The sequence below is a fragment of the Neisseria sp. P0021.S005 genome (genome assembly GCF_051956955.1).
In genome coordinates this window covers 1-16,047 of the sequence record NZ_JBQCWY010000034.1, presented here as the reverse complement: position 1 = coordinate 16,047, position 16,047 = coordinate 1, and the positions used below count along the sequence as shown (strand labels likewise).

Annotated in this window: 19 protein-coding genes; 9 read left to right on the top strand and 10 right to left on the bottom strand. The window is 51.1% G+C overall.

The features are described from left to right. The 6 genes from ACTHUE_RS03760 to ACTHUE_RS03735 all read left to right on the top strand — a co-directional run. A partial coding sequence (locus tag ACTHUE_RS03760; RefSeq protein ID WP_440423037.1) for an anthranilate synthase component I family protein occupies nt 1-707 on the top strand: 707 nt, incomplete at its 5' end. 43 nt (nt 708-750) lie between these two features. Continuing rightward, the gene (locus tag ACTHUE_RS03755; RefSeq protein WP_070695553.1) at nt 751-1,320 is read left to right on the top strand and encodes an RNA 2'-phosphotransferase; all 570 of its coding nucleotides are present in this window, start codon (nt 751-753) and stop codon (nt 1,318-1,320) included. Between the two features lie 83 nt (nt 1,321-1,403). Further along, nucleotides 1,404-2,540: a 5-(carboxyamino)imidazole ribonucleotide synthase gene (locus ACTHUE_RS03750; RefSeq protein WP_070695551.1), complete on the top strand. Its 1,137-nt coding sequence runs from the start codon at nt 1,404-1,406 to the stop codon at nt 2,538-2,540. A 72-nt stretch (nt 2,541-2,612) separates the two neighbouring features. Further along, complete coding sequence (locus tag ACTHUE_RS03745; protein ID WP_003747064.1) at nt 2,613-3,095, top strand: GNAT family N-acetyltransferase; 483 nt, start codon at nt 2,613-2,615, stop codon at nt 3,093-3,095. A 36-nt stretch (nt 3,096-3,131) separates the two neighbouring features. Then, entirely contained in the window at nt 3,132-5,108 is a 1,977-nt protein-coding gene (gene mutL, locus ACTHUE_RS03740; RefSeq protein WP_070695549.1) for a DNA mismatch repair endonuclease MutL, read from the top strand. An 88-nt stretch (nt 5,109-5,196) separates the two neighbouring features. Further along, complete coding sequence (locus tag ACTHUE_RS03735; RefSeq protein WP_004519812.1) at nt 5,197-5,643, top strand: hypothetical protein; 447 nt, start codon at nt 5,197-5,199, stop codon at nt 5,641-5,643. Nucleotides 5,644-5,712: 69 nt separating this feature from the next. Here the strand turns inward: ACTHUE_RS03735 and kdsA are convergent, their stop codons facing one another. From kdsA to ACTHUE_RS03720, 3 genes are all read right to left on the bottom strand, one after another. Continuing rightward, on the bottom strand, nt 5,713-6,555 hold the full coding sequence (gene kdsA, locus ACTHUE_RS03730; protein ID WP_004519813.1) for a 3-deoxy-8-phosphooctulonate synthase: 843 nt from the start codon (nt 6,553-6,555) through the stop codon (nt 5,713-5,715). Nucleotides 6,556-6,629: 74 nt separating this feature from the next. After that, entirely contained in the window at nt 6,630-7,013 is a 384-nt protein-coding gene (gene panD / locus ACTHUE_RS03725) for an aspartate 1-decarboxylase (RefSeq protein ID WP_003678944.1), read from the bottom strand. Between the two features lie 78 nt (nt 7,014-7,091). Next, nucleotides 7,092-8,633, bottom strand: coding sequence for a YdgA family protein (locus tag ACTHUE_RS03720; protein WP_440361175.1), 1,542 nt, complete (start codon nt 8,631-8,633; stop codon nt 7,092-7,094). Between the two features lie 175 nt (nt 8,634-8,808). Between ACTHUE_RS03720 and ACTHUE_RS03715 the strand changes: the two genes are divergently transcribed. Next, nucleotides 8,809-9,399 (top strand): aminodeoxychorismate/anthranilate synthase component II, encoded by a 591-nt coding sequence (locus tag ACTHUE_RS03715; RefSeq protein ID WP_188211616.1) that lies wholly within the window; start codon nt 8,809-8,811, stop codon nt 9,397-9,399. Nucleotides 9,400-9,486: 87 nt separating this feature from the next. Then, nucleotides 9,487-10,515: an anthranilate phosphoribosyltransferase gene (trpD, locus tag ACTHUE_RS03710; RefSeq protein WP_003747072.1), complete on the top strand. Its 1,029-nt coding sequence runs from the start codon at nt 9,487-9,489 to the stop codon at nt 10,513-10,515. Between the two features lie 64 nt (nt 10,516-10,579). On the opposite strand, the gene ACTHUE_RS03705 is transcribed toward trpD, so the two are convergent. From ACTHUE_RS03705 to ACTHUE_RS03680, 6 genes are all read right to left on the bottom strand, one after another. Beyond that, nucleotides 10,580-10,930 (bottom strand): CsbD family protein, encoded by a 351-nt coding sequence (locus tag ACTHUE_RS03705; protein ID WP_003747074.1) that lies wholly within the window; start codon nt 10,928-10,930, stop codon nt 10,580-10,582. 116 nt (nt 10,931-11,046) lie between these two features. Further along, the gene (locus tag ACTHUE_RS03700; protein WP_070460885.1) at nt 11,047-11,613 is read right to left on the bottom strand and encodes an SGNH/GDSL hydrolase family protein; all 567 of its coding nucleotides are present in this window, start codon (nt 11,611-11,613) and stop codon (nt 11,047-11,049) included. Nucleotides 11,614-11,735: 122 nt separating this feature from the next. Next, on the bottom strand, nt 11,736-11,993 hold the full coding sequence (locus ACTHUE_RS03695; RefSeq protein WP_049333330.1) for a hypothetical protein: 258 nt from the start codon (nt 11,991-11,993) through the stop codon (nt 11,736-11,738). A 90-nt stretch (nt 11,994-12,083) separates the two neighbouring features. After that, nucleotides 12,084-12,566, bottom strand: coding sequence for a sel1 repeat family protein (locus ACTHUE_RS03690; RefSeq protein ID WP_150540449.1), 483 nt, complete (start codon nt 12,564-12,566; stop codon nt 12,084-12,086). 71 nt (nt 12,567-12,637) lie between these two features. Next, on the bottom strand, nt 12,638-14,800 hold the full coding sequence (locus tag ACTHUE_RS03685; RefSeq protein WP_440361176.1) for a heavy metal translocating P-type ATPase: 2,163 nt from the start codon (nt 14,798-14,800) through the stop codon (nt 12,638-12,640). Between the two features lie 99 nt (nt 14,801-14,899). Beyond that, nucleotides 14,900-15,109 carry a heavy-metal-associated domain-containing protein gene (locus ACTHUE_RS03680; protein WP_003674677.1) on the bottom strand — a complete coding sequence of 70 codons (210 nt, stop codon included), beginning with the start codon at nt 15,107-15,109 and terminating at the stop codon, nt 14,900-14,902. A 147-nt stretch (nt 15,110-15,256) separates the two neighbouring features. On the opposite strand from ACTHUE_RS03680, the gene cueR reads away from it, so the two are divergent. Then, nucleotides 15,257-15,649, top strand: coding sequence for a Cu(I)-responsive transcriptional regulator (cueR, locus tag ACTHUE_RS03675; RefSeq protein ID WP_440361177.1), 393 nt, complete (start codon nt 15,257-15,259; stop codon nt 15,647-15,649). A gap of 246 nt (nt 15,650-15,895) precedes the next feature. Here the strand turns inward: cueR and ACTHUE_RS03670 are convergent. Further along, the coding region (locus ACTHUE_RS03670) for a heavy-metal-associated domain-containing protein (RefSeq protein ID WP_440423039.1) at nt 15,896-16,047 on the bottom strand (152 nt) is incomplete at its 5' end.

Below are 16,047 nucleotides of genomic sequence, written 5' to 3'. Positions count from 1 at the left end.
CGCTTGCCCTCTACCGCGCCCTGCGTACGCTGAACCCATCGCCGTATATGTTCTACTACGATTTCGGCGATTTCCATATTGTCGGCTCTTCGCCCGAAATCCTCGTCCGCCGCGAACGCGACGATGTCATCGTCCGTCCTATCGCCGGTACACGCCTGCGCGGCAAAACACCAGCCGAAGACCTCGCCAACGAGCAAGATCTGCTGAGCGATGCCAAAGAGATTGCCGAACACGTCATGTTGATTGACTTAGGACGCAACGACGTCGGCCGCATCAGTAAAACCGGCGAAGTCAAAGTTACCGACAAAATGGTGATTGAAAAATACTCCCATGTGATGCACATCGTCTCCAACGTCGAAGGCCGTCTGAAAGACGGTATGACCAACATGGACATCCTCGCCGCCACCTTCCCCGCAGGCACACTTTCCGGAGCCCCCAAAGTCCGCGCCATGGAAATCATCGAAGAAGTCGAGCCGAGCAAACGCGGCATCTACGGCGGCGCAGTCGGCGTATGGAGTTTCAACAACGACATGGACTTGGCCATTGCCATTCGTACTGCCGTGATTAAAAACAATACACTCTTCGTCCAAAGCGGCGCAGGCGTAGTTGCCGACTCAGACCCAACATCCGAATGGCAGGAAACCCAAAACAAAGCCCGTGCAATAATCCGTGCAGCGCAAATGGTGCAAGAAGGGCTGGATAAATAATTTTCAGACGGCCTGCGCTCTGAAATGACTAAACAACAAGATTATGATACTAAACGAAAAACAACTAAAATCCATCAGCAAATTCCTCAGCTTTATCTTGCGCCATCATCCCGAGCAAATCGGCATTACTTTGGATAAAGACGGCTGGGTGGATATTGATACCTTACTGACGCAGGTAAACCATCCCGAGCGCGGCTTTACGGGCAATCCGCTGACCTACGAAGTATTGTTGGAAGTGGTCGAAAACAACGATAAAAAACGATTTACGATTTCCGAAGACGGCAATCGCATCCGCGCTGCGCAAGGTCATTCGACGGCACAAGTTCAGGTCGAACACAAAGTGGCAACACCTCCTCAGATTTTGTATCACGGTACGGCTGAACGCTCTGTTCCGTCTATTTTGGAGCAAGGCCTGCATTCTGCCTCGCGCCATTTTGTTCATCTATCTGCCGATGCCGCAACAGCCGTTAAAGTCGGCTCCCGCCACGGCAAGCCGGTTGGATTGGCCATCGACACTGTCGCCATGCTTGCGGCAGGGCATCAATTTTATTTGGCGGACAACGGCGTATGGTTAACTGAAAACGTTCCGCCGCAATTTATCGGCAAACTTTAAAACACCAGGCCGTCTAAAGCCGTAAAACCATTTTCAGACGGCCTGCAAACACCCTACACAATTTCTTCATAAAGCGATTATCCATGAACACATCCCCCATCCTCCCTCCTGCTATGCTCGGCATTCTTGGCGGCGGACAATTAGGCAGAATGTTTACTGTTGCTGCCAAAACCATGGGCTACAAAGTAACCGTACTCGATCCCGACCCGAATGCGCCGGCAGCGGAATTTGCCGACCGCCATTTGTGTGCGCCGTTTGATGACCCGACCGCTTTGGAAGAATTGGCAAAATGCGCGGCTGTTACGACCGAGTTTGAAAACGTCAATGCCGACGCGATGCGTTTTCTCGCCAAACACACCAATGTTTCCCCTAGTGGCGACTGCGTTGCCATCGCGCAAAACCGCATTCAGGAAAAGGCATGGATACGCAAAGCAGGCCTGCAAACCGCGCCGTATCAAGCAGTTTGCAAAGCCGAAGACATCACTGAAGAAAGCGTGCAATTTTTGCCCGGCATCCTGAAAACTGCCACTTTGGGCTATGACGGCAAAGGCCAAATCCGCGTAAAAACATTGGATGAACTCAAAGCCGCATTTGCCGAACACGGCGGCGTGGATTGCGTTTTAGAAAAAATGGTGGACTTGCGCGGCGAGATTTCCGTTATCGTATGCCGTCTGAACAATGACAAAGTGCTAACTTTCGACCCTGCCGAAAATATTCACGAAAACGGTATCCTCGCCTACTCTATCGTCCCTGCACGACTGAGTGCCGACGTGCAGCAACAGGCGCGACAAATGGCGCAGCGTTTGGCCGATGAATTGAACTACGTCGGCGTATTGGCAGTAGAAATGTTTGTTGTCGGCGACACGCATGAATTGGTCGTCAACGAAATCGCCCCGCGTCCGCACAATTCCGGCCACCATACCATCGACGCCTGCGCGACAGACCAATTCCAGCAACAGGTCCGCCTGATGTGCAACCTGCCTCCGGCTGACACTAAATTACTGAGTTCTTGCTGTATGGCGAATATTTTGGGTGACGTTTGGAAGGAAGACGGCGGCGAACCCGAATGGCTGCCGCTGCAAAGCAACCCGAACGCACATCTGCATCTTTACGGTAAAAAAGCCGCGCGCAAAGGCCGAAAAATGGGCCACTTTACCGTCTTGGCCAACGATGCGGACAACGCGTTCCAAACTGCACAAACCTTACATCAAAGCCTGTAACCTTACCCACTTTTTTCAGACGGCCTTTGATTGCCAAAGGCCGTCTGAAATCAATTTTTCCGACCATCCGCCATGAGCCTTCTGACCATCCTCCGTCCGGCAACCGAAAAAGACTGCCAAGCCATACACAACGCCCATCTGCATGCCGTTCAATACGCCTGCATCCGCAGTTACGATGAAACCATTATGCACGCATGGGAAAGTCTGCTCGACATCAACAGCTATTTGGAAACCATCTCCGATAAAAACAAAGCATTGTGGGTGGTCGAATACAAAGGGCTGATTCAAGGCTTCTTCCAAGTCGATTTCAAAGAAGCGCAATTGGACGCCTTATACGTCCATCCGCTCTTCCACAATCTCGGCTTGGGTACGGCCCTGCTCAGCCGTGCCGAAGAAATGGCACGAAATGCAGGCCTCAGCTTTCTCAAACTGTATGCCTCGCTCAATTCCGTACCTTTTTATCGACTTAACCGCTACGAATCGCTCGGTACTGCCGTGTTGCAGCTGAACAAAACCGTCCGCGTCGAATGCGAATTGATGCGCAAATACCTGTAATTTTCTCTTCTGCCGTTGCTTTTTTGAAAGAAACCGATGTCCCGAATTGCCGCCCTGCCCGACCATCTCGTCAACCAAATCGCCGCCGGAGAAGTGGTCGAACGCCCTGCCAACGCCTTGAAAGAAATCGTTGAAAACAGTATCGATGCAGGCGCGACAGTGATTGATGTCGAGCTGGCAGGCGGCGGCATCCGCCTGATTCGCGTCAGCGACAACGGCAGCGGTATCCATCCGGACGACATCGAGCTTGCGCTCCACCGCCATGCCACCAGCAAAATCAAAACCTTAAACGATTTGGAACACGTTGCCAGCATGGGCTTTCGCGGCGAAGGCTTGGCAAGCATCGCCTCCGTCAGCCGCCTGACCCTGACCAGCCGCCAAGAAGACAGTTCGCACGCGACCCAAGTCAAAGCAGAAGACGGCAAACTCAGCAGCCCTACGGTAGCCGCCCACCCCGTCGGCACCACCATCGAAGCTGCCGAACTCTTCTTCAATACCCCCGCGCGGCGCAAGTTCCTCAAATCTGAAAACACCGAATACGCCCACTGCGCCACCATGCTCGAACGCCTCGCTCTGGCGCATCCGCACATTGCCTTCTCACTCAAACGCGACAGCAAACAAGTATTCAAACTTCCTGCACAAAGCCTGCATGAACGGATTGCCGCCATTGTCGGCGATGATTTTCAGACGGCCTCATTGGAAATTGACAGCGGCAATGGCGCGCTGCGGCTTTATGGCGCGATTGCCAAGCCGACCTTTGCCAAAGGCAAAACCGACAAACAATACTGCTTCGTCAACCATCGTTTTGTCCGCGACAAAGTCATGCTCCATGCCGTCAAGCAGGCATACCGCGACGTATTGCACAACGCGCTGACGCCTGCTTTCGTCCTCTTCCTCGACCTGCCGCCCGAAGCCGTGGATGTCAACGTCCACCCGACCAAAACAGAGATCCGCTTCCACGACAGCCAGCAGGTGCACCAACTCGTGTTCCACACGCTCAACAAAGCCCTTGCCGATACACGCGCCGACCTGACCGAAAGCGTCAGCAATGCAGGCGAAGTGTTGCATGACATTACCGGCGTTACTCCTGCACCAATGCCGTCTGAAAACAACAGCGAAAATCTGTTTGATAGCGCATCCAACTACCCAACAGGCAACAAACCCGATACACGCAATGCCTTTGGTCCATCAGGCAAAACCGCGCCCATGCCCTACCAAGCCTCGCGTGCGCCGCAACAACGCAGCCTGTCTCTGCGCGAAAGCCGCGCGGCCATGAATACTTACGCCGAGCTCTACAAAAAAACCGACGACATCGACCTTGAGTTGAGCCAATTCGAGCAGGCATGTTTCGGTAATATGCCGTCTGAAACGCCTACTCCCCAAACAGATACGCCGCTTTCAGACGGCCTTCCCTCCCAATCCGAACTGCCGCCACTAGGCTTCGCCATCGCCCAACTCTTAGGCATCTACATCCTTGCCCAAGCCGAAGACAGCCTGTTGCTCATCGATATGCACGCTGCCGCCGAACGCGTCAACTACGAGAAAATGAAACTCCAACGTCAGGAAAACGGCAACCTGCAAAGCCAACGCTTGCTCATCCCCGTTACCTTCGCCGCGTCCCACGAAGAATGCGCCTCCCTTGCCGATCACGCCGAAACGCTGGCAGGCTTTGGCCTGGAATTGTCCGACATGGGCGGCAATACCCTTGCCGTCCGCGCAGTTCCCGCCATGCTCGGCAAAGCCGACGTCGTTTCACTGGCCAAAGATGTATTGGGCGAACTCGCCCAAGTCGGCAGCAGCCAAACCATCGAGGAACACGAAAACCACATCCTCGCCACCATGTCCTGCCACGGCTCAGTCCGCGCCGGCCGCCAACTGACTTTGCCCGAAATGAACGCACTCCTGCGCGATATGGAAAACACACCGCGTAGCAACCAGTGCAATCACGGCCGTCCGACATGGGTCAAACTGACTTTAAAAGAATTGGATGCGTTGTTTTTACGCGGACAGTAATACAGTAATAAAGAGCAGTCAAAAGCTTTAAAGCTCCCTGAAAACATCAATATGTGTTTTTAGATAGCTTATTTGCAAAATCTCGTCTATGAATAAAACCCTATTTTTCATACTGATCACCTTATTGATACAACCTGTTTATGCAGAAAAAATAAGATATGACAAACCTGAATATTGGCAATTAATCCATTCTTATCCCGATAAAAGTAAATCGATCTACGGTAATACTCTTATCCGATCGCTTTCACCCCAAAGTTTATTGATGGAGATACGTCATAAGAAAGCTAAGCCACTGCCTAAAAATAACTCAATAAATAGTCAAAAGAATATGATAGGAAAGGACTATATTAAAGCTCGTTTTAAACTCCAAATTGACTGTGAAAATCAAAAAATGGCATATGAAGACTTTGCATTTTTTGACAGTAAGGATCAATTGAGTGCATATGGAGTCCTATCTTCCGAAGAACTGCAATGGTTTGAAATAAAAAACAATTTAATTGCTGAAAAACTCTATCGCTTTACTTGTGAGTTTTGAATAAATGCAATAAAAAATACAAAAGGCCGTCTGAAAAAATGTTCAGACGGCCTTTTAACTTATTTGCCTTTAACGAATATCCATAGGCGCAAACGATTTCACGGTTTCATCGATTGCTTTAACACGGGTCAGGAAATCTTCCAATTGCGCAAGCGGCAATGCGCTTGGGCCATCACATTTGGCTTGGTCGGGATTGGCATGGGATTCAAGGAACAAACCGGCCAAGTGGGTTGCCATACCGGCAAGCGCCAAGTCCAATACTTGGGTGCGACGGCCGCCTGATGCTGCGGCACCGGATTCGCGTGTTTGCAGGGAATGGGTTACGTCAAAAATAACGGGCAGGTTGTTACACGTTTTTTTCATCACGCCAAAGCCGAGCATATCGACCACCAAATTGTCGTAGCCGAAGTTTGCGCCGCGTTCGCACAAAATGATTTGATCGTTGCCTGCTTCTTGGAATTTCTCCACAATGTTTTTCATTTGAGAAGGGCTGAGGAATTGCGGCTTTTTGATGTTAATGACATTGCCGGTTTTCGCCATTGCCACCACCAAATCGGTTTGGCGTGCCAAGAAGGCAGGCAACTGGATGACATCGCAGACTTCGGCAACCGGCTGGCATTGGTAAGGCTCGTGAACATCGGTAATCACGGGAACGTTAAACTCGCGCTTCACCGCTTGAAAAATCTTCATGCCTTCGTCCAGACCTACACCGCGGAAAGAGTGGATGGAAGAGCGGTTTGCCTTGTCGAAAGAGGCTTTAAAAACGTAAGGGATGCCGAGTTTATCGGTTACTTTAACGTATTGCTCACAGGCTTTCAGCGTAGAGTCGAGGTCTTCAAGGACATTGATGCCGCCGAAAAGGGTAAAGGGCGCATCGTTGCTGACAGTGATGTTGTTGATTTGGATATTCACGGCGAAGCCTTTCAGATAAGTTGAATTTGGGAAACAGGCCGTCTGAAACGTTTCAGACGGCCTTTGTTTGAATATTACAACACGGTGTGCGGCGGCTCATAAGAAATCACGTCGCGGATTTTATTGTTCTCATCGACGAGGACGACTTTCGGCTCATGCGCTGCAATTTCGGGTTCGGACAACATGACGTAAGACATGATAATTACGATGTCGCCTTTTTGAACCAAACGCGCGGCCGCGCCATTCAAGCAAACGACGCCGCTACCGCGTTCGCCGGGAATGGTGTAGGTTTCAAGACGTTCGCCGTTGTTATTGTTGACGATGGCGACTTTTTCGTTCACGCAAATACCTGCCGCATCCAGCAGGTCTTGGTCAACGGTAATGCTGCCGACGTAGTTGAGGTCGGCTTCGGTAACGGTGGCACGGTGGATTTTGCCGCCGAGCATGGTACGGAACATGGGTTTCCTTTTTGATTGTGGGTTGATTTGCGGTTTTAACTTCAGAGAAGTTAAAACCGCTGTTTGTGTGATTGAGGATTAGTTATTGGGAAAGTCTGATTCGTCGAACTCAGGTTCCGGGTCGCTTTGAAGAACTTTTCCGTTTAATTTCAACTCGCTGTTTTGCAGAGTCAGATGGGTTTTGACATTATCGTCTTCTAAGGTCAAATATTTTTCTCTTGCCATACTTTTGATGGTGCTGTCTACCATCAGGCGCAAGGTCTCGTTGATATCATCGATGCTGGCGCGGCCTGCGGCTTCATCTTCGGCATTGACGCTAAACAGGCTGCTTGCTTGGTTGACGGCGAGCTGCTCCAACAATTTTTGCGGTACGCTCATGTTGAAGTCGGCTTCGGTTTTCTTCAGCATATCGCCCAAATTGTTGAGGTCTTTAGCTGCCAAACCTTTAAACGCGAGTTTGCCGCTGACATCGACATCACCATGAGGCATGGTGAATTTGAAGGTTTTGACGTTTAAAACTGGATTGTTGGTAAACAGGCCCGAAGCCTCGTTTTTGGCCGTCTGAATCAAGGAAGCCTGAATTTCTTCTTCGCTCATTTTCTTCACGGACACTTCGGCAATTTTGTTTTTCAATGCCAAAAGTGATGCCGCATCCAAATGCTCGGCAGCGACATTGATGTCCAGAGGGCCGTATTTGTCTTCGCCATAAGTCAGACTTTCAAATTGGAAGCGGCCTTCACTGTTGATGAATTTATCGACTTCGCCGGTCTGCGTATCGAAACGCAGTTTGCTGACTTCGATTTTAGACGGAGCAATCGTGCCGGTCGGATTGATGAATGCACCGATTTGCAGGTTGGTCACAAGGTTGACCAACTCATTCAACTTAACGTTGTAATCGATGTTTTCTTTCCATTGCAGCAGGAATTTATCCAGCGTAATGCTGCTCTTGCCCAAAGCAAGCTTGGTCAGGCCGTCTTCCGTTTCGGATTGGAAGCGCAGGTTTTCCAAAGATACATCGCCTTTGTCGGCCAATTTGACTTGTAAAGACGGCGCGAGGTAATCGTGGCGATAGCTTTTGAAGCCTTGGCTGTAATCGGTATTGCCGCCAAAGCCTTTCCAGTTGAGCTTGATACCGGAGAGCTCTTCATAGTCGAAGGCGGGGATATTGAGGCTGAGTTTGCCGTCGCCGGAAAGATAAACCGTATTGGTCATGGTCAACGGCGTTTGCTGGCCGAAGAAGCGATCCAAAACTTTTTTGGTTTCCGGATGGTATTGGAACTCGGTTTCCACGTGCGCACGCGTACCGAAGCCGCCGGCAAACGGGCCGTGGGTCACGTGGTTGATGACCGTAATCGGCTCTTGCAGGACGGTTTTCAAATTGTCCGGCAGATATTTTTGCGTATTTTGAAGCAGGGTCGGCTTGAGGCGGATGACGGTCGTCTCGGTTGAACTGAACCAGCCGCGATCGTATTGGTGGGACTCAACGGTCAGGAAACCGGATTCCTGCAACAGCTTTTGCTGCTCGGTCAGGCTTTCTTCCGCTTTGACACCAAGATAATAAGGCGTGCCGAGCGCAGCGGCGACAACAACGGCGGCAGTCGGGATAAGATACTTTTTCATCACTTCAAACAGATTAGGTTCAAAGCGTAAAGCATAGCATTTTTTAGCTGTTTTGTCTTATCCGCCGTTTCAGACGGCCTTTAGGTAAAGATTGTGATATTATGCAAACATAAACGGTTTTTACACTTTTGGCAGGCCTTACCCTGTCTGCCAAGATGTCATTAAAGGTTTGCAAATGCTTTTATTTATCGACAATTACGACAGCTTCACCTACAACATCGTCCAATACTTTGCCGAATTGGGGCAGGAAGTTTTGGTTCGCTGCAACGATGAAATCACCATCGAAGAAATCGAAGCCGTGAAACCTCAATATCTGGTCATCGGCCCCGGCCCTTGTTCCCCGAAAGAAGCAGGCATTTCTGTTGCGGCCATGCAGCACTTTGCCGGCAGGCTGCCCGTCATGGGCGTGTGCCTCGGCCATCAAACCATGGGCGAAGCGTTCGGCGGCAATGTCGTGCGCGCGCAAACAATGATGCACGGCAAAGTCTCCCCTGTTTTCCATCACGGCACAGGCATGTTTAAAGACCTGCCCAATCCGGTCAACTGCACGCGCTACCACAGCCTCGCCATCGACCGCGCCACCCTGCCCGACTGCCTCGAAATTACCGCATGGACGGAAGACGGCGAAATCATGGGCGTACGCCATAAAGAATATGCCGTCGAAGGCGTACAGTTCCACCCCGAAGCCCTGCTGACCGAACACGGCCACGATATGCTGAAAAACTTCTTGGAAGAATTCAAAAACTATCGCCCGCAAAAATCTTAATGAAAGGCCGTCTGAAAGGTGTTTGACAGTGTTCAAACCGCATTTTCAGACGGCCTGAATCACACCGGACACGAACAAAGGAAAATCATGATTACCCCTCAACAAGCGATTGAACGCCTCATCAGCAACAACGAACTTTTCTACGATGAAATGACCGACCTCATGCGCCAAATCATGAGCGGCCAAGTTCCGCCCGAGCAAATCGCCGCTATCCTGACCGGCCTGCGGATTAAAGTTGAAACCGTTTCCGAGATTACCGCTGCAGCCAGCGTGATGCGCGAATTTGCCACCAAAGTGCCGCTAGAAAACGCCGATGACTTGGTCGATATTGTCGGCACAGGCGGCGACGGTGCCAAAACCTTCAATATTTCCACGACTTCCATGTTTGTCGCGGCTGCGGCAGGCGCGAAAGTCGCCAAACACGGCGGCCGCTCCGTTTCTTCATCCAGCGGCGCTGCCGATGTCATGGAACAAATGGGCGCCAACCTCAACCTCAACCCCGAACAGGTTGCCCAAAGCATTCAGCAAACCGGCATCGGCTTTATGTTCGCGCCCAACCACCACAGCGCTATGCGCTATGTTGCCCCAGTCCGCCGTTCGCTCGGCTTCCGCAGCATCTTCAATATCTTGGGCCCGCTGACCAATCCTGCCGGCGCGGCAAACCAACTCTTGGGCGTGTTCCACATCGACTTGTGCGGCATTCTTTCCCGCGTATTGCAACAGCTTGGTTCCAAGCATGTTTTGGTTGTGTGCGGCGAAGGCGGTTTGGATGAAATCACGCTGACCGGCAAAACCCGCGTTGCCGAACTGAAAGACGGCAAAATCACCGAATACGATATCAGCCCGGCCGATTTCGGCATGGAAATCCGCCGCAATTTGGACGAAATCAAAGTCGAAAACGCGCAAGAATCCCTGCAAAAAATGAACGAAGTGCTGGATGGCAAAGTCGGTGCCGCACGCGACATCGTCGTCCTCAATGCAGCCGCCGCGCTCTACGCAGGAAATGTGGTCGCATCGCTGGCGGACGGTGTCAAAGCCGCGCAAGAAGCCATCGACTCCGGCAAAGCCAAAGCCAAAAAAGACGAGTTTATCGAATTTGGCAAACAGTTTGCCTAAACTTTAAAACCATAAACAAAGGCCGTCTGAAAAATCTTTCAGACGGCCTTTTATTCTTTAAATATTAAAATTTGCTTTTAATATCATTAATCAAGCCTTCAGCTTTTTCTTTGGCTTCTTCAGCCAAGTGTGCTACTTTCTCTTTGGCTTCACCGGCTAAATGAGCTGCTTTTTCTTTAGCTTCACCTGCAAAGTTTTCTACTTTTTCTTTAGCCTCGCCTGCGAAGTGCGCCGCTTTTTCTTTGGCTTCACCTGCAAAGTTTTCTGCTTTTTCTTTAGCATCCGCAGCAACTTCTTTTGTCTTACCGACGCCTTGTTGAACTACGCCTTCAGCTTTGAGTTTGGAATCGTCAAGAACTTCGCCGGCTTTCTCTTTTACTTCACCGCTGATTTGATCTAATTTGCCAGTCATCATTTATTCCTTCTTAGTTTCATGTTGATAAGAGTAATCACTATACCCCAATAGATATTGGGTTGCAACTTAAAGTCTGTCTCAATATTAAAAACATAATAAAAATGGATTACGTCAAGTTAGCACAACTGTTTCAATATCGCTTCGGCTACTGCCTCGCCTATCATCTTGCTGCCGAACTCATTGAAATGAAGTCCATCGCACAGCATCACATCGGTCAAATCCTGCTCAAACATCAGACTGTATAAATCATTGACGGTAAAACCATATTGCCTTGCCAAATCCTCCGCCACACGGTTATAGGCCTTCAAGTCGGCCAGATAGCGGCGCGAGGGTTTGACGATATTGTGTACGCTTTCCAAAAACGGCGTACTGCTCGCCCAAATAATTTTTGCCCCTGTCTGTTTCAGATAATCGAAAATTTGAATCAGGTTGCTGCGATAGGTTTTTATATCGGCCACCGGCTCATTACAGCCTTGATTATGGCGGATGTCGTGCAAACCGCAATTGATGTGGATAATGTCTCCCACAGTCGCACCCTCTGTCCATTGCCTGATATGCTCTAACACATCATGCGACGAACGGCAGTTTTCCGATGGAGAAACAATATCCACCTCAGGCAAAGCGGCGCGCGTGTAAGGCTCCGAAGCAAGCCGAACGGAGTCGCCGATTAAGTAAACGGTCATTTTTGTTCTCCTCCCTTTATTTGAATCAACAGCAAGGCCGTCTGAAATATCACTTATATTATTATAAGAGTGCTATTTCAGACGGCCTTAACTTCAGTCAAGTTCTATCGTTAAATCATCAATTAGAGCTGACTGTTTTTATAAAAATCAATTAATTGCTTGGCCTGCAACATGGGCAGCCCAAAACGGTCGCTCACGGCTTTCAAATCCTTCCATTCCTGACCAGTCAGATTCTGCCCAACCCATTTGAGGTTTTCCGGATTGCTTTTGATTTTCTCAAAATACGCCTGCTTGCGTTTCCAGTTGCGCGACCACACCAGCAACATGGTAAAAATACATAAAACAATCAATACAATATTGGTAAACAACATCATGTCCATACAACATACTCCCGCTTGGGCCTCAAAATCAGAAAATATGGATTAAAGGCCGTCTGAAAAAACAGTCTTCAAACGGCCTCGGCGTGACGCTCAACGTTGCATTTCCATCATTAACGCCTGACAAGCAGCTTCGTTTTCCAAAGCACAAGATTCGCTCAGTTGGTTTAAACGGCTGTCGCGGTCTGATGTAGTGCCTTGCGCCATCTCCGTTTTAGTTTCTTCAAGATTGGTACAGGCATTTTCATAACCGCCTTTACAAGCCCGTTCGTAGAGCTTGACCGCTGCGGCATAATCCATGCCCAAACCGCTGGACGGATTAAGATACAGATTACCCAAAACATTGCAGCCGCGCATATTACCGCCATCGCAGGCTTTTTTCAGAAACGGATACGCATGAGCAGGCGCTTCAAGATAATCGCGCATCCAAATGGCCGCAGTGACGCAACTCTCCAGATTGTTCCGATTGCATTCCCGTATCAGCTTATCGTGCTGCTTCTCGCTGTAATCCTCAGCCTGCACGCTAAATGCAGTGGCAACCAATGCTAAACCAAACAATAAACGAAGTGTTTTCATCTGATTATTTCTCCAAAAATATTTGATGACAGGCCGTCTGAAAAAACAATCTTCAGACGGCCTTTATATTATCACTCAATGTTCACCCGTTTCAGGCGCAAGGCATTGCTCAACACGGAAACCGAGCTTGCCGCCATTGCCGCGCCTGCGATAACGGGGTTTAAAAAGCCGAGCGCGGCGAGCGGAATGCCCAAAATATTGTAGAAGAAGGCGAAAAACAGGTTTTGCTTGATGTTTTTCAAAGTTGCCTGCGACACCAGCAGGGCATCGGCGAGCTGGTTGACCGAATGCTGCATCAGTGTGGCGGATGCGGTGTGTTCGGCAACGTCCGCACCGCCTTTCATGGCGAAGCTGACGTTGGCGGCGGCGAGCGCGGGTGCGTCGTTGATGCCGTCGCCGACCATCGCCACGGTTTTGCCGGCGGCTTTGAGTTTCTGCACTTCGGCGGCTTTATCGCGCGGACTCATATTACCAAAGGCGTGTGCGATGCCCAGTTGTTTGGCGACATATTCGACCGTGCCTTGGTTGTCGCCGCTCATAATATAGACATCGATATTGTGTTTTTTCAGACGGCCTATGGCTTCGGCGGTATCGGCTTTCAACGCGTCTGCAAGTGCGAATGCGCCGATGGGTTTGTTATCGACCGAGACTGCAACAATGCTTGCAATGTCCCAAACGCCGTCTGAAAACTTCGGCAAGGTCAGTTCGGCAAATTCTGCTTTGCCTGCTTTCACCAAACCCACGCCTTCCACTTCGGCGGTAATGCCTGCGCCAACAACGGTTTGGGCGTTTTGTGCTGCGGGGATTTCCAAACCGCGCGCTTGGGCGGCGGAAACGATGGCTCGGGCGAGCGGATGAGCGGCGTTTTGTTCGACGGTGGCGGCGATTCGGTACAAAGCATCTTCGTCAAAGCCGCTGTCGGGAACGCAATAAACGGCGGCAACCTGCGGCCTGCCTTCGGTCAGCGTGCCGGTTTTGTCCAACACGACAGCATCGACGTGAGCAGCTTCTTCCATCGCCGCCGCGTCTTTGAACCAAATACCGTGTTTCACCGCCTTGCCCATGCCGACCATAATCGCGGCGGGCGTCGCCAGACCGAGCGCGCACGGGCAGGCAATCACCAAAACGGCAACGGCGTGCATCAGCGCCACCGTCCAATCGCCTTTCACCAGCCAAGTGGCGATAAAAGTCAGAAGCGCGATGCCCACGACGGCAGGCACGAACACCGCCGCCGCCTTGTCTGCCACGCGTGCAATCGGTGCCTTGCTGCCTTGCGCTTCGGACAGCGCGTTCATCATGTCGCCGAGCAGGGTTTGGCTGCCGAGCTGCGTAGCGCGGTATACCACGCTGCCTTCGGTCATCAGCGCACCTGCCAACACTTTGCCGCCCACCTTTTTCTCTTCGGGGTTGGATTCGCCGGTAAGATGGCTCTCGTCCGCCCAACCGCTGCCGCTCTCGATGATGCCGTCGGCGGCAATGCGTTCGCCGTGGTTGGCGCGGATAAGGTCGCCGATTTGCACTTGGTCGATGGGCAGTTGTTTCCATTCGCCATCGCGTTGCACGTTGACTTGGGTCGGCGTGAGTTTGAGCAGCAAGCCCAAGCTGTTGAGGCTAGATTTTTTGGTGCGGTGTTCCAAAAATTTGCCCAGCGACACAAAACCGATCACCATCACGCCTACTTCAAAATACACGTGTGCCATGCCGTGCGCCGCGTGCGGGCTGAAAAACAGCATATAAACGGAATACAGGTAAATCGATACCGTGCCGATGGTAACCAGCACGTCCATATTCGCCAACCCGCCCTTAATGCTTGCCCACGCGCTTTTGTAAAACGGCACCGCCAGCCAAAGCTGCACCACGCTTGCCAGCACAAATTGCCATACAGGCGGAATCATCCAATCGTGCCGCCCGATCATCATCCCTGCCATGCCGATAAGGAACGGAATATTGATGGCCAACAAAAGCCACAGCCTCCAGCTTACATGCGCTGCTTCTTCGGGCTGCGGCAGCGCGTCTTCCGTTTTTTCCTTTGCGCCGTAACCGGTTTTCTCAATGATTTTGGCGATGTCGGCTGCGGAGGTTTTGCTGTCGTCAAACGTAACCTGCGCTTCCTCGCTGGCAAAGTTCACCCCTGCCGATTCGACAAAATCTTTTTTGTTCAACACTTTTTCAATACGCGAAGCGCAGGCCTGACAGGTCATGCCTTCGATTTGAAAACGGACTTTTTGTTGCATGGTTTCTTCCTTCTGAATGTGGTTGGGCTACCTGAAAAAAGCGGAGCAGGGTTTTCAGGTAGCCTTTGGGGTGTTGCAGTCGATTTGTTGCGATTCGATTTACAAAGCCGCATCAAAGCCGCCGTCTTCCACCGCTTCTATCAGCGCGGCGGGGTTGGTTTGGGCGGGGTCGAATTCCACGACGGCATTCTTGTTTTCCAGGCTCACTTCGGCCTTGTCCACGCCGTTTACGCCTTCGAGGATGCTGGTAACGCTTTTCACGCAGCCGCCGCAGGTCATGCCTTCGATGTTTAATGTGATGGTTTGCATAGGGTTTCCTTTCTGTTGGAATGAGGCTGAGGTTTTAAAGCCCGTTGCAGCCAAAGCTTTCAGGTAACCTGAAATGATGGGTCTGCTCTTGCTTTCCCGCTAAGTGCCGCCACTATAAAGCTTTACCCGAAGTAAAGGTCAAGCATCATGATGAACATCAGCCAGGCCGCGGCCGAGAGCGGCCTTTCCGCCAAACAAATCCGCGACTACGAAAAGCACGGCCTAATCGCCCCGGCCGCGCGCAGCGAAGCGGGCTACCGCCGCTACGGACAGGCCGACCTTGTCCGGCTGTGCTTTATCCGCCATGCGCGGGAAGTGGGCTTTTCGCTGCCGCAGATCGGGCAGCTTTTGAGCCTGCAACACAACCCGCAGCGTACCAGCCGCGAAGTGAAAACGCTCACCGCGCGGCACATCGCCGAGCTGGAAGCCAAAATCGAACACTTGCAGGGCATGGTGGCCGAGCTGCAACGTTGGCACGATGCCTGCGCGGGAGACGACTGCCCGGATTGTGCGATTTTGGCCGGGCTGGAGGAGCGTTAGGCGGCTTGGGCAGAATAGAAACAGTCTACCTGAAAAGTTTCAGGTAGCCTTAGTCGGCCGCTAACGGTTTGGTACAGGCCTCGTTGTAATACGGCAGCCACTTGCCGCCGCTTTGCTTCAGATATGCGCGAAAACTTTTGTTTACCCGTGTGGCGGTGTAATCCAAATAATGGCAAAAAGTAAGTTATCAAGAGACAAAGGCCGTCTGAAGCGTTTCAGACGGCCTTTTCAAAATACGCTTATCGGTTACAAAGCCACATCGTAGCCGCCGTCTTCTACGGCATCAATCAGCGCGTCGGTATCTGTCTTGCTTTCATCAAAAGTAATCACTGCATTTTTGTTTTCCAAGCTGACTTCTGCTTTTTCCACGCCTTCTACGCCTTCCAAAAGACGGGTTA